Source organism: Nocardia cyriacigeorgica NBRC 100375 (assembly GCF_000308555.1).
GTDB classification, from domain to species: Bacteria; Actinomycetota; Actinomycetes; order Mycobacteriales; family Mycobacteriaceae; genus Nocardia; species Nocardia cyriacigeorgica.
This window is the reverse complement of record NZ_BAFY01000327.1, coordinates 1-21148: the sequence shown is the minus strand read 5'-3', so window position 1 is coordinate 21148 and position 21148 is coordinate 1. Positions and strand designations below refer to the sequence as shown.

The window sequence follows — 21148 nt, the reverse complement described above, 5'->3', positions numbered from 1 at the left end:
TCAGTCGCGCGGCGGTCGCAGGTCGTAGGTGGTGCCGGGCTGCTCGGCGGCGCGCGCCTTCAGCGCGGGTTTGGACACGCGTTCGGAGGGGGTGCGCGGGAAGTCGGCGACGAACTCCACGTAGCGCGGAAGCTTGAAGCGCGCCAGCTGATGTCGGGCATTGTCGAGGATGCGCTGCGCGGTCTCGCGGCTCTGCGCCACACCGGGGGCCAGTTGCACGAAGGCCTTGACCTCCTCGCCGAACAGCTCGTCCGGCACACCGACGACAGCGGTCGCGACAACGCTGTCGTCGCGTTCGAGCGCGCGCTCGACCTCGGCGCTGGCGATGTTCTCCCCGCCCCGGCGCACCATGTCCTTGAGCCGGCCGACCAGGCGGTAGCTGTCCGCCTCGCGGACGGCGACATCGCCGGTGTGCAGCCAGCCGTCGCGCAGGACCTGCGCGGTGGCTTCGGGCCGGTTCCAGTAGCCGAGCATCATGGGCTTACCCGAGGTGACGAGTTCGCCGGACTCGCCTTCGCCGACTTCGCGGCCCTGCGGGTCGACCACCCGGACCTGTTTGGTCGGCACCGGCCGGCCCAGCCGCCCGCTGCCGACGTTGTCGGTGGCTTCGGGCAGGCTCACCAGATCGACGCCGGTCTCGGTCATTCCGAAGATCTCCCGCCACGGCGCGCCCCAGCGCTGTTCGAGTTCGGCGTGCAGCGCGGCGGGAATGGCCGAGCACAGCACGATGCGCAGGTCGTTGTCACGGTCCTGCGGGGTGGGCGGCTGCTTGAACAGCAGTGTCGGCATGGAACCGAGCACGTAGCAGAACGTGGCCCGGTGCTTGCGGACATCGGCCATGAAACCGGAGGCGGAGAACCGGGGCAGCACCACCAGCGGCGCCCCGATCGTCAGGCACAGCGCGGTGTTCCACTGCGGATCCATGTAGGAGAACGGCTGCGAGGTGAGCGCCACGTCCTCGGCGCCGAGGCCGGCGGCATTCGCGCACACCCAGCCGAGCCGGGTCCAGTAGTCGTGGGTGAGCATGCAGGCTTTCGGGAATCCTGTTGTCCCCGAGGTGTATTGGAGGTTCGCCAACGTCTCGCCTGCGATGTCCACCGCGGGCGGATCCGCGGGATATGCCGCGAGCTCGCCGGGTGTTCCGGCATGAACGATGCGGATGCCCGCCAGTTCGCTGCTGTCCGCGCGCACCCCCTCGACCAGCGGGGCGTGCTCGGCGTCGGTGACCACTACCCGGGCACCGGAATCTCGGAGTACGAATTCCAGGTCCGCACGCTGATAGGAGGAATTCACCGGAACCGTCACCGCACCCGCCTCGAGCACGGCCAGCCAGGCGACCGGCCACTGCACCACATTGGGAAGCATGATCGCGACCCGGTCGCCCGGACGGACGCCGTCCTCGGCGATCAGTCGCCGAGCCAGCCGCGTGGTCCACTCGTCGATCTCGGCGAAGGTCCACGACCGGTCCGCGAACCGGAGGAACTCGTGGCCGGGACGGCGGCGCGCCTGGTCGGCCAGCAGGCCGGTGAGCGTGCCGATCGGCGGGTCCTCGGCCAGACGCGCGAGCACGCTCGCGCGTTCGGACTGGATCGATGCGACGTTGGTCATGTCATCCTCTTCGCGGATAGCAGGTGGAAGGCCATCGATCGGCCTTGCAGCCGCCGGGCGGGTGGCCGGTTCTCGGGTGCGCCACCATGTGCGGTTTTCGATGGGGTCCCATACGCCAGGACCGGGATTTGCTGCCGTCAGGCGAGTCGATATGTGAGGCCCGCCATAACGGTAACCGAACTGGGTCATACGATCAAGGCATCTGACCCACTTTCCGTAACACTCCCGCGCCGGCGTACTCGGCGCATGCTGCGCGAGCTGGTAACCTCAGAGTTGACTTGATCAAACGTTCAGATCTTTTTCGACAGGAGAAGCCCATGGCTCGCGTCCCCGCAGCCGAACGCCGCGCCGAACTGGTGGCCGCGGCCGTGCGCGTGATCGCCGCTCGCGGGGTGGACGGAGCCACCACGCGCCGCATCGCCGAAGAAGCCAACGCTCCCCTGGCCACGCTGCACTATTGCTTCGCGACCAAGGAGCTACTGTTCGCCGCCGTCTTCGAGTATCTGGCCGGCGAGTACCGGGATGTGCTGAACCGCAGCGATGTCCACAGCGACGCGCAGAGCACCGCCCGGGGCCTGTTGCGCGGCGTATTGCACTGGTACCTGGAGAATCCGGACTTCGGCGCGACCATCCTCGAGCTGATCAGCTGGGGCCAGCGGGAGGGCGAGCAGGCCGAGGTCGTTTACACCGAGGCTTACGCCACCATGCGCACGATCCTGGAGGGCACCACGACCGCCTCGGGCCGACCGCTCGACCCGGACATGGTCGATCAGCTGATCTACGTCGTCTCCGCGCTGTCGGACGGATTCGCCCTGAACTGGCTGGTGTTCACTGATGCCGACGCGGCGCGTGCGCAGGTGGAGCTCACCCTCGGCGTGCTGGACGCGTGGATGGCGGCCAATCTCGGTGATGCCGCCGCACAGGCGACCACGCCGGCCGCCACCACACCCGAGCCGACGATGCGTTCACTGGTGTCCTGGGTACGCACGAGCTGATCGCGCCGCTGTGGCCATCACCGGAAAGGTCATGGCCACAGCGGTTGCGATGGGATCAGCGTCGCCCGGCGGCCGCGTCGACCAGCCAGCGCAGCGCGCCGTCGTCGGTAATCATCCACTCCGGATGCCACTGCACACCGAGTACGGGAGCACCCGGCAGTTCGACGGACTCGGCCACACCGTCGTCGGTGCGGCCGGTGATCACCAATCCGGCGCCACAGGTGTCGATCGCCTGATGGTGCCAGGAGTTGGTCACCAGGCGATCGCCGAACACCTTCTGGGCGATCGTGCCCGCGTCGAAGGTGACGACGTGCTCGGGTTCGCCATCCGACAGCGGCCCCGTCGTCATCAGATGACGTACCGGCCCGACGGGCAGATCGGGAATCAGCGTGCCGCCGAGGGTCACATTGAGCACCTGCATGCCGCGGCACACACCGAGCAGCGGGATCTCGCGCTCCAGCGCGACCCGCGTCAACGCGATCTCGAACTCGTCCCGATTGACGTCGTGGACCGAGGGGTCCAGCACCGGATCGACCTCGCCGACCACCGACTCGTCACCACCCCAGCAGCGCGGATGCACATCCTGACCGCCGGTGATCACGACACCACTGAGCCAATAGCCGAGAGCGGCCGGGTCGGCGTCGTAGGGCAGCATCACCGGTACCCCGCCCGCGCGCGTGATCGCGGCGGCGAAATCGGAGATGAAGCTGTCGGTGAGGCGGTGTCCGTATCCCGGGTGACCGCCCTTGATCAGCTCCATCCGGAAGCGCCGGCCGGTCAGCCCGATGAGCGGGCGCACCCGGTCCGCGTGGCCGGCGCTCACGGGAACTCGAAGTAGCGGCTGGACTCCCACTCCGACAGCTCGGCGAACGGGTCGCCGCCGGTGGTGTGGAATTGCATCCATTCCCACCGCCGGGTGCCCACCCAGTAGTCGACGAACTCGTCACCGAGCTGCTCACGCAGGATCAGATCCGATTCCAGCGCGGCAGCGGCTTTGGTGATGGTGTCGGGCAGCCGTTCGATGTCGGGCGCGCACCAGGCCATATCGGTGACCGGGTCGGCAGGCTCGAGCTTGCCGTCGATCCCGGCGATCACGCCCGCCAGAATCGTCGCGACCGCGAGGTAGAGGTTGGCGTCGGCACCCGGAACGCGGTACTCGAGCCGGGAGTACTTCGGGTGACCGCACACCGCGCGCACCGCGGTCGTCTTGTTGGCGATACCCCAGGTCACCGTGGTGGGCGGTCCGCTCAGATCGACCAGACGACGGTAGGAGGTGATCTGCGGGAGCATGACCGAGGTCGCGCCACGCATCGTCGCCAGCAGGCCGGCGACCGCGTGCCGCATGGTGTCCGACGGCCCGTCGGCGGCGTAGAACGCGTTGACGCCGTCGCGCTGCAGCGACAGGTTGACGTGCGAGGCCTGGCCGTAGCCGGCAGTCGGCTTGGCCATGAAGGTGACGGTGTGGCCGAGTTCGAAGGCCACCTCCCGCATCACCTGTCGAGCACGTGCCCAGTTGTCGCACACCGAGATCGGGTCGGCGGGCACGAGATTGAGCTCGACCTGACCGGCCGCGTCCTCGTCGCTCCACGCTTCCCACTCGATGCCGATCTCCTCGAGCCGCCGCGCGACCGCCGACATGTAGTCGACCCAGTCCTTCGACTTCGCCAGGTTGTAGGCGGTGCCCGCGGACCCGCCGAGCGGTGTCAGGTCGCGGTAACCCTTCTCCCGCGCCTCATGCACCGACTCCTGGAACAGAGTGGCTTCGATCTCGACCGCGACGGTAGCGGTGAAACCACGGGTGGCGAGCCGGTCCACCATTGCCCGCGCGAGGTTGCGCGGACAGGTGCCGATCGGGGAACCATTGGGCTGCCAATAGTCACCGATCACCGACTGCACACCGGGTGCCCACTGCACCAGCGTCGACATGTCGGGCCGGAACTCCAGATCGGCGAGATGACCACGCCAGTCGGGGTAGGCGAAACCGAGCGTCGGCGCGTTGCCGACGTCGAGACCGAACAGCAGGTCGGCCATCGCGAAACCCGATTCCGCACTCGCGGCGAACTTCGCCGGCGAGATGTTCTTGCCGTGGAAGGAGCCATCGTGGTTGGTCGACTCGATCCGGACCGTGTGCACACCGGGCGCGAGAGCCGTTGCGGTGGTTGCGATTTCAGACATCGTAACGAACCTTCCAGGAAGCGGCGACCAGCACCGACAGCTGCGAGAGGGTGCCACGCACACCCATGAGACCGGTGGACAGGGCGGCGAGCAGATCGACGGCGCCGGTGAAGACCGCGGCCAGCAGATCCGGCGGCCCCGCGATGACGTAGTGACTGTCCCCCTCGCCCACGACGACCTGATCCACCCCGTCGGGACCCTCGATGACGGCGACCAGCACGTCCGGGATCCCCGGCACCGACCGGGCCTTGTCCCAGAAGCTCCGCGCGGCGGTCTTCCAGTCCGGCAGCGGCGGCGACAGCAGCGCGAGCGCCACCGCCGCGAACTCCGGCGAGCCGACGGGCTCACCGACCGGGGCGAAGAACTGGTTCAGGTCGACGGTGACGTCGAGATCGGGCTCGACGAACACACCGCCCGACACCGCGATCGCACCGTCGGCGAGGGTGATCGTGGCCGCCTGCGGGGTGTCGTGGGAACGGATCGCGATCGCGCCGGTCAACCCGGCCGGCACCAGCGAACCGTCGGCACGGAGGGAGTCGCCAATGGTCCGGGCGATCAGCCGGACGATCGGACTGGCGTCGTCCTCGATCCGGATATCGACCCCGTCGACCGCGTCGGCCCCGCGCAGGGCGGGATCGATCGTCGTTTCGGTCATGTTGTTGTCCTTTCGATGCGACGAGATCGTGTGCGCGGAACACCGTCGACAGCGGATCCCAAATGAAACGTGAACTTATAGTCAAATGTCTGAGTCATGTGACTATGATGGTGAGGCACAGATCACTTCTTGTCAACGACCAGCGAGGTTTTCTCATGAACGACGACATTCCCGCGTGCTGGAAATTGCTCGATGACCGCGCTGCGGCCGTGGCGAGCATGATCAACAAAATCTTGGTGAAACCCCTCCACGAGCTGGGGCCCGAGCAGGCTCGCGCGCTGGTGAACTCGACCCCGTCGGCCGAGCCGCTCACCCCGCTCGGCCAGGTCGACCACCTGACCATCCCGACGCGAGCCGGCACCATAGCGGCACGGTTCTACCGCGCGCACCGGGCGGTGGACGCCGCGGGCCCCACCCTGGTCTACCTGCACGGCGGCGGTTTCGTCCTCGGCACCCTCGACGGCGCCGACGAGCTGTGCCGGGCGATCGCGCACGGATCCGGGTGGACGGTCGTATCCCTGGAGTACCGATTGGCACCGGAGAACCCGTACCCGGCAGCGCTGGAAGACTGCGTCGACGCCTACGCGTGGCTGCGCCGGTCGGCCGCCGGCCTGGGCATCGATCCGAATCGGATGGCCATCGGCGGCGACTCCGCCGGAGGCAATCTCGCTGTCGCCCTGTGCCTGTACCGCCGCGACGAGGGCAGCGACCTGCCCGTCGCGCAGGTGCTCGCCTATCCCGCCGTCGACGACACGTTCTCCAGCCCGTCGTGGTCGGAGTTCGCCGACGCTCCACTGCTCGGCGCCGCGGAGGGCCGCTGGCTCTGGGCGCAGTACGTCGGCGCCGGACACCCCGGCGGCGATCCACTCGCGGCGCCGCTGCGCGCGCAGTCGCTGCACGGTCTACCGCCCGCGCTGGTCATCACGGCCGAGGTCGATCCGATCCGCGACGATGCCGAAGCGTATGCGCAGCGGCTGCGGGACGCGGGCGTCGCGGTGTCGTCGACCAGGTATACCGGGGTCTTCCACGGCTTCTTCACCGAGGTCGGCGTGTTCACCCAGGCCGAGCAGGCGATCGACGAGGTGTGCTGGTATCTGCGTGATATCGCGGCCCCGTGACGAGGTGGCCGGCTCTTGACGGCCGCGCAGATCCGTCGATAATTTTCGATCATCTGACATAGTCAACTGATCATGATGAGCGCGTTCCGCTCCCAGCCCGATGCCCCTACACCCGGACACCGAAGGCAACTCCCATGCAACATCCCACCCCCCAACCGCTCGACGTCATCTGTGTCGGTGCGGGCTTCTCCGGTCTCTACGTCGCCTACCAGGCCGAGCAGCACGACTGGTCGTTCGCCGGATTCGAGACCGCGCCCGACGTCGGGGGCACCTGGTACTGGAACACCTACCCCGGCGCTCGCTGCGACGTCGAGAGCATCTACTACTCCTACTCGTTCAGCGAGGAGCTCCAGCAGGAGTGGACCTGGAGCGAGCGTTTCGCGCCGCAGCCGGAGATCCTGCGCTACCTCAACCATGTCGCCGATCGCTTCGATCTGCGCAAGTACTTCACGTTCAACACCAAGGTCACCTCAGGTCGATGGCTGCCCGGCGAACACCTGTGGGAGGTGACGCTCGACTCCGGCGAGGTGCACCGCTGCCGCTATCTGATCTCGGGGGCGGGCGGGCTGTCGACACCGAAGGACTTCGACGTCCCGGGGATCGAGAACTTCACCGGGATCACGGTCTCCACCAGCCGCTGGACCATTCCGCTCGACGATCTGGCCGGCAAGCGCGTCGCCGTGATCGGCACCGGTTCCTCCGCGGTGCAGGCGATTCCGCACATCGCTGCCGTCGCCGAACACCTCACCGTCTTCCAGCGCACACCGAACTATGTGTTCCCCGCGCGGAACGCACCACTGGCACCGGAGGACGTCGAGCGGGTCAAGCGCGACTACGCCGCGATCCGTGAGGAGTGTCGCCACTCCCCCGGCGGCATCCCCGATCGACCGGTCACCGACAAGGCGTTCGACGTGAGCGATGAGGAACGCCTGCGCCGCTACGAACAAGCCTACGAGCGCAGCGGATTCCAGGGTGTCGGCGCCGAATTCACCGATCTGCTCACCGATCCGGAGGCCAACAAAACCGCCACCGACTTCTTCTGCGGCAAGATCCGCGAGATCGTGCACGACCCGAAGACCGCAGCTCTGCTCGAACCACGCTTCCACCCCCTCGGCGCCAAGCGCAGCGTATTCGGCACCGACTATTACGAGACCTTCAACCGCCCGAACGTCTCGCTGGTCTCGCTGCGCGAGCAACCCATCGAAACGATGACCGGCGACAGCATCGTCACCAGCGCCGGCAACTACGAAGTCGACGCGATCGTGCTCGGCATCGGCTTCGACGCCTTCACCGGCCCGCTGTTCGGTCTCAACCTCTCCTCCCAGGACAGCGGCAGTCTGCAACGCGCGTGGAGCGACGGGGTGCGCACCTTCCTCGGCATCATGACCGCGGGCTTCCCGAATTTCTTCATGATCGGTGGTCCGCAGAGCCCGGCCATCGTCAGCAACGTGATCGTCACCATCGAGCAGGCCGTCGACTGGATCACCGACCTGATCGAGCACGCCCGCGCCGAGGGCGTCGAGGTCATCGAGGCGACTCCCGAAGCACAGGACGAATGGGTGACCATCTGCGAGGACGTGGTCGGCAAAACCCTCTACGCCACCACCGATTCCTGGTACCGCGGCTCCAACGTGGTCGGCAAGCCCTCGACCTTCCTCGGGTATGTCGGCGGTGTCGGCAAGTACCGCCGCATGTGCACCGAACTCGCCCACCGCGGCTACCCCGGTGTGCTGCTCGACGGTCAGACCGTCGATCGCAAGATCGGCCGGATCGACGAGGACATCGATTAACCGGACTCAGGAGGTGCAGGCGCGGACCACGTCGACGAGCTCCTCGATTGCTCGGGCGCAGTCGTCGCGGGTGTAGCCCAGTCGGCGCACCACGTCGGGACCCGGTTCGTAGGCCAGTGTGTTGCCGCGTCCTTGGACGATGGCGGTGTCCGGGAGCAGCGGATGCTGTTCATCCCGTTCGACGATGGTCCGCTTGCCGCCGGCGGCGTCGACCATCATCTGGAAGAACTGCCGGTAGGAGAGGTTCTCGTCGCCGACGAGGTACGCCGCCCCGGATTCGTCAGAGCGCAGGGCACCGCGGATCGCTTGTGCGAGCGAGGCAGCGGACATGAAGTTGGTGCCGCCCGCCGGAGCGAAATCAGGGATGCCGGGTTCGTTGCCTGCCGCCCACGCGACCATCCGCCGGTAGCGCCGGGCCGACGCACCGGGTACGGCGCCGATGATCGAGGGCGGATTGAGCGTGCACACGGTGAACAATCGGTCCGCGAGCGCGCGGGCGCCCTCGTCGGCCGCCTTCCTGGCCGCGATATAGGGGTTGTCGTCCGCCAGATCCGGTCGGAGCTGGTGGTAGTAGCTGCCGACCTGCACGAAGCGGCCGACCCCGGCCTGTTTCGCGAGTGCGGCGAAACGCGGCACACCCACGCTTTGGGTGTTCTCCCAGAAGGTGTGGAAGTCGTCGTCGACGGTCATGTGCCGGAAGTCCTGTCCGGCGGCGAAAACGATGGCGTCGAACCGTGACAGTTGCTCGGGGGTGAAGGTGGGAACCGTGTAGTCGCCGGTCAGCAGCGGAAAGCCCGCGACCGGCGAGGAGTCGGGAACCGGCCCGCGGGCGGCGACGGTGACTTCGTCGCCGTGCTCGCGCAGATGCAGCGCGGCGTGCGCGCCGATCATCCCGGTGCCGCCGATGACCAAGATCTTCATTTCGACATCGCTTTCGGTGTGTCGGTTCAGGGGTTTCGGGGACGGTTGGTCCAGCCGCCGGACAGGCGCGGCACCCAGCCGCCGGCGGCGTGGGTTCCGCCGTCGACGTGGATAGTGCCGCCGGTGACGAATCGGGACAGCTCGGAGGCCAGGAACAGCGCCACCCCGGCCACGTCTTCCGGACGACCGGGGCCACCGAGCGGTGACCAGGTGGGCCACAACTGCCGGTCGGCCTCGGGGACAAGCTTGTCGTAAGGCACCTGAGGCGACTCGATGAGATCGGGGGCGATCGCATTGACGCGGATACCGGCGGGGCCGACCTCCGCGGCCAGCGACCGCGTGAACGCCGTCAGTGCGGCCTTGTATCCCGAGTACACGGCGTGACCGGGCATCGCCCGATGCGCTTCGACCGTGGTGAGGTTGATGATCGAGCCCCGCCCGCGTTCGGTCATCCCTGGCAGCAGCGCGTGGGTCAGGCGCAGCACCTGCCCGAAGTTGATGTCGTGCAGTTCCTCCCACAGCGATGGCGCGTTGGTAGCGAAGGTGTGTGGCGGTTGCAGATAGTGACCGACATTGTTGACGAGCACGTCTGGCCGGTGCTCTGCCAGTTCGGGTGGGCATGGCGCAACCCGCACATCCCATTCGATGTGCGCGATCGAACCGCCGGCGGCGCGGTCGAATTCGGCCGAGCCGATCGGTTCGATATCCGCGACGAGGACCTCGGCCCCGTGCGAGGCAAACGCCCGCACCACGGCGGCGCCGATACCGGCGGCCCCGCCGGTGACCACGGCCCGCCGTCCGGTCAGCAGCGCACCCGGAGCGAACGAGGTGTGGTCGGTCATTCACCGATTACAGACCGTTCGGGGCGTCGGCCGATAGCCGACTTTCCGGCCAGTGGAACAGCCCCGGCAGCGCCTCAGGCCGGCCGATCGTGCGAGATGCGGCACGGACCGCTCTGCTATCAGCTGATTCGCCCAGGTGATTGCGTTGCCGGCGAGTAAGAAGCCGGCGGACCATCGAGTCGGTGGCGCGAGTATTTCCCTGGCGCCGATCGCCGAGTCGGCACGACAATAGTGTGGGTGAGGCCGGAAGTCGGTGCTGCCTTGGTGCGATGCGAAGAGTGCGGCGGTTATGAGTACGGCGGAGCACCCGAGTGCCTCCGGTGCCGGTTCCTCGTCGACGACCTCGTCGAGCAGGGGTGGCAGGGCTTCGTCGACCAGTGGCAAGGTGACAATGAGCTCGACCTTGCCCGGTTGATCGCTGCCGAACCCGACCAGCACGACTGGCGAATCGTCGACGGCGCGCTCGACCGGATCCTGTGCGAGGAATGCGGGAGCCGCCTCGGCGGCGGTCCGATGGACTGCTCCGCCTGCAACCTCGCACACGGTTTCCGTTACGCCGCACGAGAATCCGACCGGCCAGGCGTCCCACCGGGCAACGAACACGCGATCCGCGTCAACGTTTCGGTGATCCGCAGGCCCCAGGTGACATCGGCGCGGGAACTCTTGGCCCGCCGACTCCTTCTTCCCGTGCTCTTGGTCGGGTTCTTGCCGACAACCGCACAAGCCCAGCGCATCAGCGCCATGATCAAGAACGACCCGACGCCGGAAGCAGCCACCGGTCTCATAGACGACTGGCTCCGCGATCAGCGGACGTGAGGAAGCGCTTCGCGTTGGGCGTGGTCAGCGCCTCGACGACGGCCGCGGGCGGGCCGGTGCTTACGATCGTCGGCATGAGATCGACCCCGCTACCCACCGAGGCCAGAGCTCGCCGCAGTGCCGAGATGAAGGAGTTTCTGCGGTCGCGCCGAGCGCGGGTTTCGCCCGCCGATGCCGGCCTGGCGGTCGGTGATACTCGCGCGCGACGTACCCCGGGTTTGGCTACCACCAAGTCGGTATAAGCATCCTGAAATGCCGTTTACAGGACGCCCGCTGGTGTGGCCCTCCAACTTTCGCTGCGTTGGACGAGCCGGAGATTGGAGCGATCAGCCCGACTTCAGCGGCGGACGAAGTCGGCAGCGTGGTCACGGGCCCATTCCGCGAAAGATTGTGCGGGTCGGCCCGTGACATCCTCGACCGAGGTCGACACTGGGGGTGTGCTCTCGGTCGCGGCCCGCCACCCGTCCAGGATCGCCGTGGCGACAACCGGCGCCACAGTCCGCTCGAGTGCGGCCCGCGCCTGATCGACGGACGTCTCCACGACCGCGATGTCCCGGCCGACGGCCGCCGCGATGTGGCGCACCTGCTCTCGCATGGTGATCGCTTCGGGTCCGGTCACCGGGTAGGTGGCCTGGCGGTGGCCTGGTGTGGTCAATGCGGTTACCGCCATTGCGGCTATGTCCTTTTCGTGCACGGCGGCTATCCGAGCGTCCGGGTAGGGCAGGTGTACAAGGTCGTGTTCCCGAATGGACTTCTGCCACCACCAGATCAGGTTCGTGGCGGACATGCCGGGCCGCAGGAACGTCCACGCCAGTTTCGAGGCCCTCAGCGCGGACTCACACCGAAAGTGTGTCCAGGCGATCGGGTTGGATTCGGGTTCGGGATCCGAGGCCGCCGCCGAGGACAGGAGCACAACGTGCTGCACCCCGGCAGCTTCGGCCGCGGCGACGAATCCATCCAGCCCCGCGGGTCGCGCATACACGAAGACACTGTCTGCGCCTTCCAGCGCGGCGGGCAGTGTTTCGGACCGATCCAGATCGGCCACAACCACTTCGGCCCCCGCCGGAAGCCGAGCCGCGTCGGGGGCACGGCTGGTCAGGCGGACCTTCACGGCAACGGAATTCAGGCCGGCTACCACTTCGCGGCCGACGTTTCCACTGGCTCCGAAAACGACTATCGACATGTCAGGAGCGTAAGCATCCGAGCTCACCTATGGTGAGTACCTACCTAGAGGTAAGCTGCCGAAATGACAGTAGGCCCGCAGGTCTCGCAGACCGACGCCGATGGTCCCGGTGACGGATTTCACCCCGAGTGCTCGTGGCGCGAGACCATCGACCTCTCCGGCCGGTGGGTCAGCCCCGTGCTGCACATCTTGCGCGAGCGGCCGTTACGGTTCTTCGAGCTACAGAGCAAGATCGAGGGCATCAGCGACAAGATGCTCTCGAAGACGTTGCGCACACTGGTACGCGACGGTCTGGCCACCCGCACCGTGGAACCTGCTACGCCGCCACGGGTGAGTTACGAGCTCACTCCGCTGGGGCACGGCCTGGCCGAATCGCTGGAACCGTTCATGGCGTGGATTCGCCACCACGCCACCGATGTCGCGCGAGCTCGCGGGGAACACGATCGGGGCCGGTGCTTACGATCGTCGGCATGAGATCGACCCCGCTACCCACCGAGGCCAGAGCTCGCCGCAGTGCCGAGATGAAGGAGTTTCTGCGGTCGCGCCGAGCGCGGGTTTCGCCCGCCGATGCCGGCCTGGCGGTCGGTGATACTCGCGCGCGACGGACCCCGGGTTTGCGTCGTGAGGAGGTCGCGGTGCTCGCCGGGGTCGGGGTTTCTTGGTACACGTGGCTCGAGCAAGGGCGCGATATCAACGTGTCCGGTGATGTGCTGGATGCGATTGCCCGGGTGCTGCGGTTGGATGCGAGCGAACGTGCGCATCTCTACCTGTTGGCCGGGCTCAATCCGCCGCCGCCGGCTGCGATGTCCCGACCGGTTCCGGAGGAGTTGCGGCGCGTCATCGATTCGTGGCTGCCGCGCCCGGCCTACCTGCTGGATCGGCATTGGAATCTGGTGGCGGTGAACCGTGCGGCCGAGCTGGTGTTCGGATACGGCGAGGAGGACCACAATTGTCTGGTCACCTTCTTCACCAGCTCTCGCTACCGGTCGTCGCTGTGTCACCGGCACGATGCCGCTCGCGCCATCGTCGCCCAGTTCCGCGCCGACGCCGCGCGCTATCCGGATGATCCGGAGTTCGGTCGGCTCGCCGACGACATGTGTTCGGTGAGCGCCGAATTCGCCGAGATCTGGGCCGAACACGACGTTCGCGATACGACGACGGGCACGAAGGTGCTCGACCATCCGGAGGCCGGCGAACTCGTCTTCGACTACACCACGTTGCTGCTACCCGATCTGCCCGGCCATCGCCTGCTGCTGCACACCCCGTCGCCGGATACCCAGACCGAGCAACGCCTTGCCGGCCTGCTGAGGGCCACCGTCGGGTGACGCGCGCGGTCGTGGTTTCCGGCTAGCAGAGACCGGCCGACGCTGACGAAGGCCGTGGATCCACGCCCGAAGGTGGTGGTGTCAGACCCAGGTTCGCCGCGCACTGCCGCGACCCTCGCCCCGCCCGCAGGATCATTCGCATGAACCGATTCACCAACCGCACTGTTCTGATCACCGGCGGCACCTCCGGCATGGGCCTGGCGACGGCGCGTCGCCTGCTGGACGAGGGCGCCTACGTCGTCATCACCGGCCGCGACGACGCCCGTTTGCAGCGGGCCGCCGCCGAACTCGATGCCGGGCCCCGCGTGCTGACCGTCCGCGCCGACGTCGCGAACCTCAGCGACCTCGACGCCCTGATGCGGTCCATCCAGACCTGGCGCGGCCACCTCGACGCCATCTTCGCCAACGCCGGTACCGGAATCTTCCAACCGAGCACCGAGCTGACCGAAGCCGATGTCGACCAATCCATCGATGTGAACTTCAAGGGCGTGTTCTTCACCGTGCAGAAAGCCCTGCCGCTGCTGAAGGAGGGTGGCGCGATCGTCCTCAACGCATCGTGGACGCTGCACCGCGGCCTGCCGGTCGCCTCGATCTACTCGGCCACCAAGGCCGCGGTGCACAACCTGGCCCGCACTCTCGGCTCGGACCTCGCGCCGCGAGGTATCCGCGTCAACTCGGTCAGCCCCGGCTACATCGATACCGAGATGTACCGCGACGCCAACACCGACCCGGACGCCGACGCCCGCAACGCCGCCCAGGTACCGCTGGGCACCGTCGGCCATGCCGCGGAAGTCGCCGCCGCCGTCGCGTTCCTCGCCTCCGACGACGCCTCCTACATCACCGGTCAGGACCTCGTCGTCGACGGCGGCCTGGTGGGGTCGGTCCCGAACCCCGCACCGGCCGGTTAGCCGGCACACGGAGCCGGACGCGGGATCAGCGGGTGGCGATGATGGCCGACCCGTGGCCGAACAGGCCCTGATTCACCGCGATTCCCGCGCCGGCGCCGTCCACTTGCCTCCCGTCGGCCTGCCCGCGCAGCTGCCAGGTGAGTTCGCAGACCTGCGCGATGGCCTGGGCGGGGATGGCCTCGCCGAAGCAGGCCAGGCCGCCGCTCGGGTTCACCGGGATCCGTCCACCCAGGGTGGTTGCGCCGCTGCGTAACAGGTCTTCGGCGCCGCCCTTCTCGCAGAGGCCGATGTCTTCGTACCAGTCCAGCTCGAGTGCGGTCGACAGGTCGTAGACCTCGGCGAGGGACAGCTCGTCCGGGCCGAGGCCGGCTTCTTCATAGGCGGCGTGCGCGACCGCGGAACGGAATTCGCGGGGCGGTGGTTCGACGGCCACGGCGGAGTCGGTGGCGAAATCGGGCAGGTCGAGCACTGTTTTCGGGAAGGTCGGGGTGACCGTCGACAGGGCACGGATGCGGACGGGGTCGGTGACGCCGTGGCGGCGGGCGTATTCCATCGACGTCAGCACCAGCGCGGCGCCGCCGTCACTGGTCGCGCAGATGTCGAGCAGGCGCAGCGGATCCGAGACGATCGCCGAGGCGGCGACCTCCTCGGCCGAGACCTCCTTGCGGTAGCGGGCGTACGGGTTGTTCAGGCCGTGCCGGGCGTTCTTCACCTTGACCGCGGCGAAGTCGTCCAGCGTGGCGCCGTGCAGCGCCATCCGGCGGCGGGCGTACAACGCGAAATAGATGGGGTTGGTCGCACCCAGCAGGTGGAAGCGCAGCCAGTCCGGGTCGTCGCGGCGTTCACCGCCGACCGGTTGGAAGAAGCCCTTCGGTGCGGCGTCCGCGCCGACGACCAGCGCGACGTCGCACAGTCCGGCGAGGATCTGGGCGCGCGCGTTGGCGATGGCCTGGGCGCCGGAGGCGCAGGCGGCGTAGCTGCTCGAGATCCGCGCACCCGACCAGCCGAGGGCCTGGGCGAAGGTGGCGCCGGCGACGAAACCGGGGTAGCCGTTGCGGATCGTGTCGGCGCCGGCGATGTAGCCGACGTCGCGGTGGTCCACGCCGGCGTCGGCGAGCGCCGCACGCGCTGCGACCAGTCCGTATTCGACGAAGTTGCGCCCCCATTTGCCCCACTGGTGCATTCCCGCACCGAGAACGGCGATATCGCGGTCATTCGATTCAGGCATCGACCGGCCTCCACATCCACACCGTGTGCTCGGCTTCCTCGTCCTCGTACAGCACCCCGAGCGTCAGCTCGACGGGCATGCCGACGGCCAGGTCGTCGACCGTCAGACCACGCACCACCTGGCCGAGGATCACCATCTGCTCGACGTCGAGTTCCACCGCCGCCACCACGTAGGGCTCGAACGGATCGGGTGAAACGTAGGGCGCAGGCGGCTTGTACCGGGCGTCGGCGTACGACCAGATCCGGCCGCGGGTGGAGAACAGGTATTCGGTGAGTTCGGAGCCGTCCTTCGGGCCTGCGCACTGCGGATTCCGGCAGGCCAGGGTGTTGCGCGGGAAGTACGGCGTGCCGCAGGTCGTGCAGCGGCTTCCCTTCAGGCGCACCGTGCCGTCGTCGGCGGTGAACCAGTCGGCCACGGCGGGGCGTTGTTCTTTCTGCACGAACCCGACGTTATAGGAACACGTTCTATTTTGGGCCGGATTTCCGCTTCCGGAAATCACCGGCGCAGGTAACGTGAGGCCGGATCGGGTAGGCGATCGCCTCCTGGAGTCGATCTGGAGATCACCACACGATGGGCACCGAACTCATTGACCCGCAGGCGATTCGCAACGTCACCGTCGTCGGCGAACCCGACGATACGACCCGCGTCGTCCACCGCCTGCGCCGCGCCCTGACCACGACTGTGCCGCCGGCACGGACGACCGGCCACACGATCCGGTTCGCCGAGTTGTCGACGCACGCGCCGATCGACACCCTCGAACGGTCCATCCGCCTGGCCGACGGCGTGCTCGCCGTCATGAACGCCACCAGGAGCACCGCACGGCTCGAGGCGGCACTGCGCGTGGCCGACGATCACCAAGTCGCGCGCCTGTGCCTGGTGACCGGCCTCGACCAGCCCGGCGCCGATTTCGATCGCTGCGTCCACACCATCGCGGGCACCCATGGGGCGGTACCGCTGGTGCTGCACATTCCGCACGGGCTCGGCGCGCACTTCGACGGCGTGGTCGACCTGATTCCGATGTGGGCGATCGAGCCGGTGGCCGCCGCCTACTACGGTCGCCGGTGGGAACTCGCCGAGCAGTGGTATCGCCGGCTGCGGGAGACGATCATGCATTCCGACGCCGCCTCGACCGATGCCGGTGTGCCGGCGATTTCACCGGAAGTACTGCATGACCGCGTCCGCCGTCTCACCCAGATCGGTGACGCCGTGCCCGTGCTGTGTGATGCGACGCCGCGAGGCGAGGTCGCGCCGCTGGTGAACGCCATCGTGCGGTACCTGCCGTCGCCCCTGCAGGTCTGTCAGCCCGAACACGCCCTCGACTACTGACAGGCGCGGCAGGGCGTCCGAGGTCTCCGCGCGATCACGCGGCTGATACCGGCCCGCGCGGCGAACGATGCGCCTGGCGGCAGCACACTGCCAGTCGCGGACGTCACCCGGACTCGTCGGCAACCCGATATCTGAGGATCGTGACGGTGAGAACCGTTGTCGCGCAGGGCGACTGCTCAGCTCAGCGTTTTCAGCGCCGCGGCGTCGTACGGCTTCAGCTCGTCGAGGCGGCCTTCGAGCACCTTCGAGGCCCACTCCGGGTCCTGCAACAATGCCCGGCCGACCGCGACGAGGTCGAACTCGTCGCGCTCCATGCGATCGAGCAGGTTGTCGAGGCTGCCGAGTTCGGCACCCCGGCCCCGGAACGCGTGCAGGAAATCGCCGTCGAGCCCGACCGAGCCGACGGTGATGGCCGGCTTGCCGGTGAGTTTCTTGGTCCAGCCCGCCAGGTTCAGATCCGAACCGTCGAACTCCGGCAACCAGTAGCGGCGGGTGGAGGCATGGAAGGCGTCCACACCGGCCGCGACGAGCGGGGCCAGGATCGCCTCGAGCGCCTGCGGGGTCTCGGCCAGCCGCGCGTCGTAGGCGTCCTGCTTCCACTGCGAGTAGCGCAGGATCACCGGGAACTCCGGCGAGACGGCCGCACGCACCGCCGCCACGATCTCGGCCGCGAACTTCGTGCGGGCGACCGCGTCACCGCCGTAGCCATCGGCGCGGCGGTTGGTCCGCTCCCACAGGAACTGGTCGATGAGATAGCCGTGCGCACCGTGCAATTCGACGCCGTCGAAGCCGATGCGCTCGGCGGCCGCGGCCGCGTCGGCGAAGGCGCCGATGACATCGTCGAGGTCGGCCTGCGTCATGGCCTTGCCCGCACCCTCGGTGCCGTCGACCCGGATGCCGGACGGGCCCACGGCGGGAGCGTCGGGGTAGGGCTGTTCGCCCTGGCCGCGGACCATGCCGATATGCCACAGCTGCGGCACGATGGTGCCGCCCGCCGCGTGCACGCCCTCGGCGACCTTCGCCCACCCCGCCAGCTGCTCCTCGCCGTAAAAGCGCGGCACCCGGTCACTGTTGCCTGCCGATTCGTGGCCGACATAGGTTCCTTCGGTGACGATCAAGCCCACACCGGCAGCGGCGCGGCGGGCGTAATAGGACCGCACGTCGTCACCGGGGATCCCGTCGGGCGAGAACATGCGCGTCATCGGCGCCATCGCGATGCGGTTCGGGACGGTCAGGCCGTTGAGCTGGACGGGCCGTGACAGGACCTCGGCGGTGCGGGAGGCCGCGGACGCGGTGGTGGTCACTGGATACTCCTGGGGTTACTTGACAAAATCAATGGTTGAGTACTTCAAGCAATCGCCCACGCTAGAGGTAAGTATTTGAGATAGTCAAGTTTCTGCGGATAGGGTGGTGGCATGACACAAGCGCCCCCCGTCGAGACGGCCCGGCTCATGGAGCTGCTGTCGGTGTCGCTCGGCGCTTACTACGGGGACTTCACCATCGCGGCCGCGAGCGAGAACCTCACTGCGAGCCAAGGCAAGACGCTGACGGTGCTGCGCCGAGGGCCGGTCGCGATGCGCGCGCTGGCCGAGATCCTGGCCTGCGATGCGTCCAACGTGACGGGAATCATCAACCGGCTGGAGAAGCGCGGTCTGGTGCGGCGCGAGCCGAGCGCACTCGACCGGCGCGTCACCAATCTGGTGATCACGCCCGAGGGCGAGCAGGTCACCGATGCGATCCGCGCGAAAATGCGGGTCACCCGCGAGGGCCTGGACCGGCTCAGCGAGCAGGAACGCGAGCAGCTGGGCGTCCTCTTGCAGCGGGTCTTCTGCCACCGGCCGGACTGATCAGGACCGAACGCGGGCATCACGCCCGTCGATCCGGAACGCGCGGCCACCGGCCCCTACGGCACCGCCGTCGCGCACGGCGGTGCGAGCAAACCGGCCTGCGCGGCGGAAACACTCGTGCTCATCGTCGGCTGACCGCGGTCACGCGACGGCGAGGATCGCGCCGGCGCCCACTGCTTCCACCAGGCAGTAGAACCAGATCGGGTAGAACGCGGTCGGCGCATCCCGCAACCGCGATACCGCCCTCCCGACCGCCATACCGGCCAGCGCCATGCCGACGGCCATCGCCGCACCGGAATGCGTGCCGCCCTCCCCCACTACAGACCAGCCGAGCACGAGCGCCATCGCTACACCGAACCCGCCGTAGACCGCCCGGATTTCGTATCGGCTCTCCGGGGAATTCACTTCCAGCCGGAACGGGCGCGCGAGCAAGGCGGGAGCCGCGAACGCGTAAAGTCCCATGCCGCAGAAGAATACGGCCGCCAGGATCAGCACCACGGTCCTCATCTGAGCGCCTCCTGATTCCGCTGCCAGAACGCCGCCGCCGCGCCGGCGAGCAAGAGCAGTCCGAGCGCGTCCAGCTTCGCCACGCGCAGCAGAGCGGGCCCGACCGGCTGTTCGAGCGGGATCAGAGCGAGGAAGCCCGCCATACTCACGGCGTTCGCGGTGATGGCGACGGTCCGCAGCCGTGGCCGGAACACCGCCACCAGCAGCCCGGCGCCCAGGATCGCGAACAGTATGCCGCGGTGACGCATCAGTAGCCGAAGGTCGCCGTCGACGGAATCGAGCCCGTAGGCGCCGGCGGCACGGTCGACGGATACGACCGCTACGGCCGGTAGCAGGTTCAGAATTGCCGCGCCGGTCAACAAGAGCCGGCCGCAGGAATGTCGTGGCATCGTTCTCCTAGGTGTCGAGTCACCACAAGCCTGACCTGCGTCATCACCGGGCGCTTCCGAGAATCTGCTGTTGTCGCGCCATCCGGGCACGAGTGGCGTCATGGCTCCCCGAAAAGATGGCGGCCATCGCCGAAGACCGGAGGTGGCGACGGGCCGCGGCGGTGGTTTTCGGCCGAATCCAGGAGGCCGAGGGCGATGCCGCATCCGACGGGCTGCCCGGTCCGCCGACGGCGACCGCACACGACCGAAACCCGCTGCGTAAATAGTGCGCGGACAAAAGTTGGGCCGACCCCCTTCATGAGTTGTCCAATGTGCGCCGTGCGGCGCAGCCGCCGAGCTCCTCCGGCCTTACGTTCCAGCGACGGAGGCATGGTCGCCTCTCGAACTCGCCGACAGAGAGGCGCAAGGATGCCAAGCAACGGCCGGATATGGCAGCGGAGTGCGGCGGTGGTGCTCGCGACGACCGCGCTGACGGGATCCGCGGTCGGCGGTGGAAATGCCGCACCGGACGCGACATGCTCCGAGGTCCATGTGGTGGCGGCTCGCGGCACCAACGAGCCCGGTGGGGCGTGGAGCGAATACCGCCTGGGCACCGTCGTCGGTAATCCGGTGTACAAGGCCATCGACGCCGCACTCACCGTGACGACCACCGCGTATCGGGTGAACTATCCCGCCGACCTGAATCAGCCGACGTCGGTCCAGGCCGGTAACCGTGACCTCGTCGACCACGTGGTGGCTCAGGCGGCCGCCTGCCCCGATGAGAAGTTCGTGTTGGTCGGCTATTCGCAGGGCGCGAATGTCGTCGCCAATTCGATCGGGATCAGCAGTGCGGGCGCGAAGGTCGGCGGCCCGGTCGTCGCCACACTTCCGGTGAGCGTGGAGCCGAGGATCGCGGCATTGCTGTTGTTCGGCAACCCGATTCGCGAAATCGGCAAAGCCGTGACCGGCACCTACGCCGGCCGCACCTATGACGTGTGCAACGACGGCGATCCGGTGTGCGACCCCGGCGGCAGCAACTGGAATGTCCACCTCCAATACACCCGGTTCGCCGGCGAAGCCGCCGATTTCGCCGCCGGGCGACTCTGACCGACTGCGGCCAACCCCGGGCCGCCACCCGCCTCGTCGTCGTAGGATCGCCGTACCTCGAGAGGCTGCGCGCCTGGGCGCGGCGGTACATCCGGATACCTGTACCGCCGGCCGCGGCGCGGGTAGGGAGCGGACGGCCGATGGTGCACAGTGGCGACCACCTCACCGAGCTGAGCAGCTACGTCGGCCGCCACGATGAGTCGGCCGCCGTTGCGGATCTGCTGCGGGCCGCGCGCCTGGTGTCGTTGACCGGTCCGGGCGGTATCGGCAAGACCCGCCTGGCCCGTCGGGTAGTCGGGCAGCACTTCTCGACCGGTGCCGATGGGATGGTTTTCGTCGAACTCGGCGAGCTCGGTCTCGGGCATGATCCCGCCGTGGCGATCGCGGACCGGCTGGGTGTTCGGCTTCGATCCGATGAATCGGCGACCG

General features: G+C 68.0%; 22 protein-coding genes and 1 pseudogene. 11 read left to right on the top strand and 12 right to left on the bottom strand.

What is annotated here, in order from left to right; translation table 11 throughout:
• Window positions 1–1608: a class I adenylate-forming enzyme family protein gene (locus RJ05_RS28645; protein WP_036543281.1), complete on the bottom strand. Its 1608-nt coding sequence runs from the start codon at window positions 1606–1608 to the stop codon at window positions 1–3.
• Window positions 1609–1925: 317 nt separating this feature from the next.
• Here RJ05_RS28645 and RJ05_RS28640 point away from each other — a divergent pair, with 317 nt between their 5' ends.
• On the top strand, window positions 1926–2603 hold the full coding sequence (locus RJ05_RS28640; protein WP_036543278.1) for a TetR/AcrR family transcriptional regulator: 678 nt from the start codon (window positions 1926–1928) through the stop codon (window positions 2601–2603).
• Between the two features lie 55 nt (window positions 2604–2658).
• Here RJ05_RS28640 and RJ05_RS28635 read toward each other — a convergent pair whose 3' ends face one another.
• From RJ05_RS28635 to RJ05_RS28625, 3 genes are read right to left on the bottom strand one after another with little or no spacing between them, the layout of a single operon-like run.
• Window positions 2659–3426 carry a gamma-glutamyl-gamma-aminobutyrate hydrolase family protein gene (locus RJ05_RS28635; protein WP_036543276.1) on the bottom strand — a complete coding sequence of 256 codons (768 nt, stop codon included), beginning with the start codon at window positions 3424–3426 and terminating at the stop codon, window positions 2659–2661.
• Window positions 3423–4778 (bottom strand): glutamine synthetase family protein, encoded by a 1356-nt coding sequence (locus RJ05_RS28630; protein WP_036543274.1) that lies wholly within the window; start codon window positions 4776–4778, stop codon window positions 3423–3425. Before RJ05_RS28630 ends, RJ05_RS28635 begins: the two co-directional genes overlap by 4 nt.
• Window positions 4771–5433: a hypothetical protein gene (locus tag RJ05_RS28625; RefSeq protein ID WP_036543271.1), complete on the bottom strand. Its 663-nt coding sequence runs from the start codon at window positions 5431–5433 to the stop codon at window positions 4771–4773. Before RJ05_RS28625 ends, RJ05_RS28630 begins: the two co-directional genes overlap by 8 nt.
• Before the next feature lie 155 nt (window positions 5434–5588).
• Between RJ05_RS28625 and RJ05_RS28620 the strand changes: the two genes are divergently transcribed.
• Window positions 5589–6551, top strand: coding sequence for an alpha/beta hydrolase (locus RJ05_RS28620; protein ID WP_036543268.1), 963 nt, complete (start codon window positions 5589–5591; stop codon window positions 6549–6551).
• Window positions 6552–6685: 134 nt separating this feature from the next.
• Window positions 6686–8341, top strand: a complete 1656-nt coding sequence (locus tag RJ05_RS28615) for a flavin-containing monooxygenase (protein ID WP_036543265.1) — start codon at window positions 6686–6688, stop codon at window positions 8339–8341.
• A gap of 6 nt (window positions 8342–8347) precedes the next feature.
• Here RJ05_RS28615 and RJ05_RS28610 read toward each other — a convergent pair whose 3' ends face one another.
• Both RJ05_RS28610 and RJ05_RS28605 read right to left on the bottom strand, forming a co-directional pair.
• Window positions 8348–9262 (bottom strand): NAD-dependent epimerase/dehydratase family protein, encoded by a 915-nt coding sequence (locus RJ05_RS28610; protein WP_036543263.1) that lies wholly within the window; start codon window positions 9260–9262, stop codon window positions 8348–8350.
• 26 nt (window positions 9263–9288) lie between these two features.
• Entirely contained in the window at window positions 9289–10104 is an 816-nt protein-coding gene (locus tag RJ05_RS28605; RefSeq protein ID WP_036543259.1) for an SDR family NAD(P)-dependent oxidoreductase, read from the bottom strand.
• Window positions 10105–10341: 237 nt separating this feature from the next.
• Here RJ05_RS28605 and RJ05_RS28600 point away from each other — a divergent pair, with 237 nt between their 5' ends.
• Window positions 10342–10920: a hypothetical protein gene (locus RJ05_RS28600; RefSeq protein ID WP_036543358.1), complete on the top strand. Its 579-nt coding sequence runs from the start codon at window positions 10342–10344 to the stop codon at window positions 10918–10920.
• Between the two features lie 337 nt (window positions 10921–11257).
• Here RJ05_RS28600 and RJ05_RS28590 read toward each other — a convergent pair whose 3' ends face one another.
• A complete protein-coding gene (locus RJ05_RS28590) occupies window positions 11258–12103 on the bottom strand; it encodes an NAD(P)H-binding protein (RefSeq protein ID WP_036543255.1) in 846 nt (281 codons plus the stop codon).
• Window positions 12104–12166: 63 nt separating this feature from the next.
• Between RJ05_RS28590 and RJ05_RS28585 the strand changes: the two genes are divergently transcribed.
• From RJ05_RS28585 to RJ05_RS28575, 3 genes are all read left to right on the top strand, one after another.
• Window positions 12167–12577 carry a winged helix-turn-helix transcriptional regulator gene (locus RJ05_RS28585; RefSeq protein ID WP_036543252.1) on the top strand — a complete coding sequence of 137 codons (411 nt, stop codon included), beginning with the start codon at window positions 12167–12169 and terminating at the stop codon, window positions 12575–12577.
• On the top strand, window positions 12574–13428 hold the full coding sequence (locus RJ05_RS28580; protein ID WP_036543250.1) for a helix-turn-helix transcriptional regulator: 855 nt from the start codon (window positions 12574–12576) through the stop codon (window positions 13426–13428). Before RJ05_RS28585 ends, RJ05_RS28580 begins: the two co-directional genes overlap by 4 nt.
• Before the next feature lie 140 nt (window positions 13429–13568).
• On the top strand, window positions 13569–14336 hold the full coding sequence (locus tag RJ05_RS28575) for an SDR family NAD(P)-dependent oxidoreductase (RefSeq protein ID WP_036543248.1): 768 nt from the start codon (window positions 13569–13571) through the stop codon (window positions 14334–14336).
• Between the two features lie 25 nt (window positions 14337–14361).
• Here the strand turns inward: RJ05_RS28575 and RJ05_RS28570 are convergent, their stop codons facing one another.
• Both RJ05_RS28570 and RJ05_RS28565 read right to left on the bottom strand, forming a co-directional pair.
• Window positions 14362–15564 carry a lipid-transfer protein gene (locus RJ05_RS28570; protein WP_036543246.1) on the bottom strand — a complete coding sequence of 401 codons (1203 nt, stop codon included), beginning with the start codon at window positions 15562–15564 and terminating at the stop codon, window positions 14362–14364.
• Window positions 15557–16003 carry a Zn-ribbon domain-containing OB-fold protein gene (locus tag RJ05_RS28565; RefSeq protein WP_081597609.1) on the bottom strand — a complete coding sequence of 149 codons (447 nt, stop codon included), beginning with the start codon at window positions 16001–16003 and terminating at the stop codon, window positions 15557–15559. Before RJ05_RS28565 ends, RJ05_RS28570 begins: the two co-directional genes overlap by 8 nt.
• A gap of 131 nt (window positions 16004–16134) precedes the next feature.
• On the opposite strand from RJ05_RS28565, the gene RJ05_RS28560 reads away from it, so the two are divergent.
• Window positions 16135–16890 carry a hypothetical protein gene (locus RJ05_RS28560; protein WP_036543241.1) on the top strand — a complete coding sequence of 252 codons (756 nt, stop codon included), beginning with the start codon at window positions 16135–16137 and terminating at the stop codon, window positions 16888–16890.
• Between the two features lie 176 nt (window positions 16891–17066).
• On the opposite strand, the gene RJ05_RS28555 is transcribed toward RJ05_RS28560, so the two are convergent.
• Window positions 17067–18194: an NADH:flavin oxidoreductase gene (locus tag RJ05_RS28555; RefSeq protein ID WP_036543239.1), complete on the bottom strand. Its 1128-nt coding sequence runs from the start codon at window positions 18192–18194 to the stop codon at window positions 17067–17069.
• Window positions 18195–18305: 111 nt separating this feature from the next.
• Here RJ05_RS28555 and RJ05_RS28550 point away from each other — a divergent pair, with 111 nt between their 5' ends.
• Window positions 18306–18737 (top strand): MarR family winged helix-turn-helix transcriptional regulator, encoded by a 432-nt coding sequence (locus tag RJ05_RS28550; RefSeq protein ID WP_036543237.1) that lies wholly within the window; start codon window positions 18306–18308, stop codon window positions 18735–18737.
• A gap of 141 nt (window positions 18738–18878) precedes the next feature.
• Here RJ05_RS28550 and RJ05_RS28545 read toward each other — a convergent pair whose 3' ends face one another.
• Complete coding sequence (locus tag RJ05_RS28545; protein WP_036543234.1) at window positions 18879–19244, bottom strand: DUF4345 family protein; 366 nt, start codon at window positions 19242–19244, stop codon at window positions 18879–18881.
• Window positions 19241–19735 (bottom strand): hypothetical protein, encoded by a 495-nt coding sequence (locus tag RJ05_RS28540; protein WP_170214336.1) that lies wholly within the window; start codon window positions 19733–19735, stop codon window positions 19241–19243. The genes RJ05_RS28545 and RJ05_RS28540 overlap by 4 nt, the downstream gene beginning before the upstream one ends.
• 306 nt (window positions 19736–20041) lie before the next feature.
• On the opposite strand from RJ05_RS28540, the gene RJ05_RS28535 reads away from it, so the two are divergent.
• Complete coding sequence (locus RJ05_RS28535; RefSeq protein WP_051017088.1) at window positions 20042–20719, top strand: cutinase family protein; 678 nt, start codon at window positions 20042–20044, stop codon at window positions 20717–20719.
• Window positions 20720–20859: 140 nt separating this feature from the next.
• A pseudogene (locus RJ05_RS28530) lies at window positions 20860–21148 on the top strand (LuxR family transcriptional regulator); the annotation flags it as partial.

Excerpts from the sequence above, each read along its gene's own strand:
- RJ05_RS28645 (WP_036543281.1), bottom strand. The coding sequence starts at position 1,608 with ATGACCAACGTCGCATCGATCCAGTCCGAACGCGCGAGCGTGCTCGCG.
- RJ05_RS28640 (WP_036543278.1), top strand. The coding sequence starts at position 1,926 with ATGGCTCGCGTCCCCGCAGCCGAACGCCGCGCCGAACTGGTGGCCGCG.
- RJ05_RS28630 (WP_036543274.1), bottom strand. The coding sequence starts at position 4,778 with ATGTCTGAAATCGCAACCACCGCAACGGCTCTCGCGCCCGGTGTGCAC.
- RJ05_RS28625 (WP_036543271.1), bottom strand. The coding sequence starts at position 5,433 with ATGACCGAAACGACGATCGATCCCGCCCTGCGCGGGGCCGACGCGGTC.
- RJ05_RS28620 (WP_036543268.1), top strand. The coding sequence starts at position 5,589 with ATGAACGACGACATTCCCGCGTGCTGGAAATTGCTCGATGACCGCGCT.
- RJ05_RS28615 (WP_036543265.1), top strand. The coding sequence starts at position 6,686 with ATGCAACATCCCACCCCCCAACCGCTCGACGTCATCTGTGTCGGTGCG.
- RJ05_RS28610 (WP_036543263.1), bottom strand. The coding sequence starts at position 9,262 with ATGAAGATCTTGGTCATCGGCGGCACCGGGATGATCGGCGCGCACGCC.
- RJ05_RS28605 (WP_036543259.1), bottom strand. The coding sequence starts at position 10,104 with ATGACCGACCACACCTCGTTCGCTCCGGGTGCGCTGCTGACCGGACGG.
- RJ05_RS28590 (WP_036543255.1), bottom strand. The coding sequence starts at position 12,103 with ATGTCGATAGTCGTTTTCGGAGCCAGTGGAAACGTCGGCCGCGAAGTG.
- RJ05_RS28585 (WP_036543252.1), top strand. The coding sequence starts at position 12,167 with ATGACAGTAGGCCCGCAGGTCTCGCAGACCGACGCCGATGGTCCCGGT.
- RJ05_RS28580 (WP_036543250.1), top strand. The coding sequence starts at position 12,574 with ATGAGATCGACCCCGCTACCCACCGAGGCCAGAGCTCGCCGCAGTGCC.
- RJ05_RS28575 (WP_036543248.1), top strand. The coding sequence starts at position 13,569 with ATGAACCGATTCACCAACCGCACTGTTCTGATCACCGGCGGCACCTCC.
- RJ05_RS28570 (WP_036543246.1), bottom strand. The coding sequence starts at position 15,564 with ATGCCTGAATCGAATGACCGCGATATCGCCGTTCTCGGTGCGGGAATG.
- RJ05_RS28560 (WP_036543241.1), top strand. The coding sequence starts at position 16,135 with ATGGGCACCGAACTCATTGACCCGCAGGCGATTCGCAACGTCACCGTC.
- RJ05_RS28550 (WP_036543237.1), top strand. The coding sequence starts at position 18,306 with ATGACACAAGCGCCCCCCGTCGAGACGGCCCGGCTCATGGAGCTGCTG.
- RJ05_RS28545 (WP_036543234.1), bottom strand. The coding sequence starts at position 19,244 with ATGAGGACCGTGGTGCTGATCCTGGCGGCCGTATTCTTCTGCGGCATG.
- RJ05_RS28540 (WP_170214336.1), bottom strand. The coding sequence starts at position 19,735 with ATGACGCCACTCGTGCCCGGATGGCGCGACAACAGCAGATTCTCGGAA.
- RJ05_RS28535 (WP_051017088.1), top strand. The coding sequence starts at position 20,042 with ATGCCAAGCAACGGCCGGATATGGCAGCGGAGTGCGGCGGTGGTGCTC.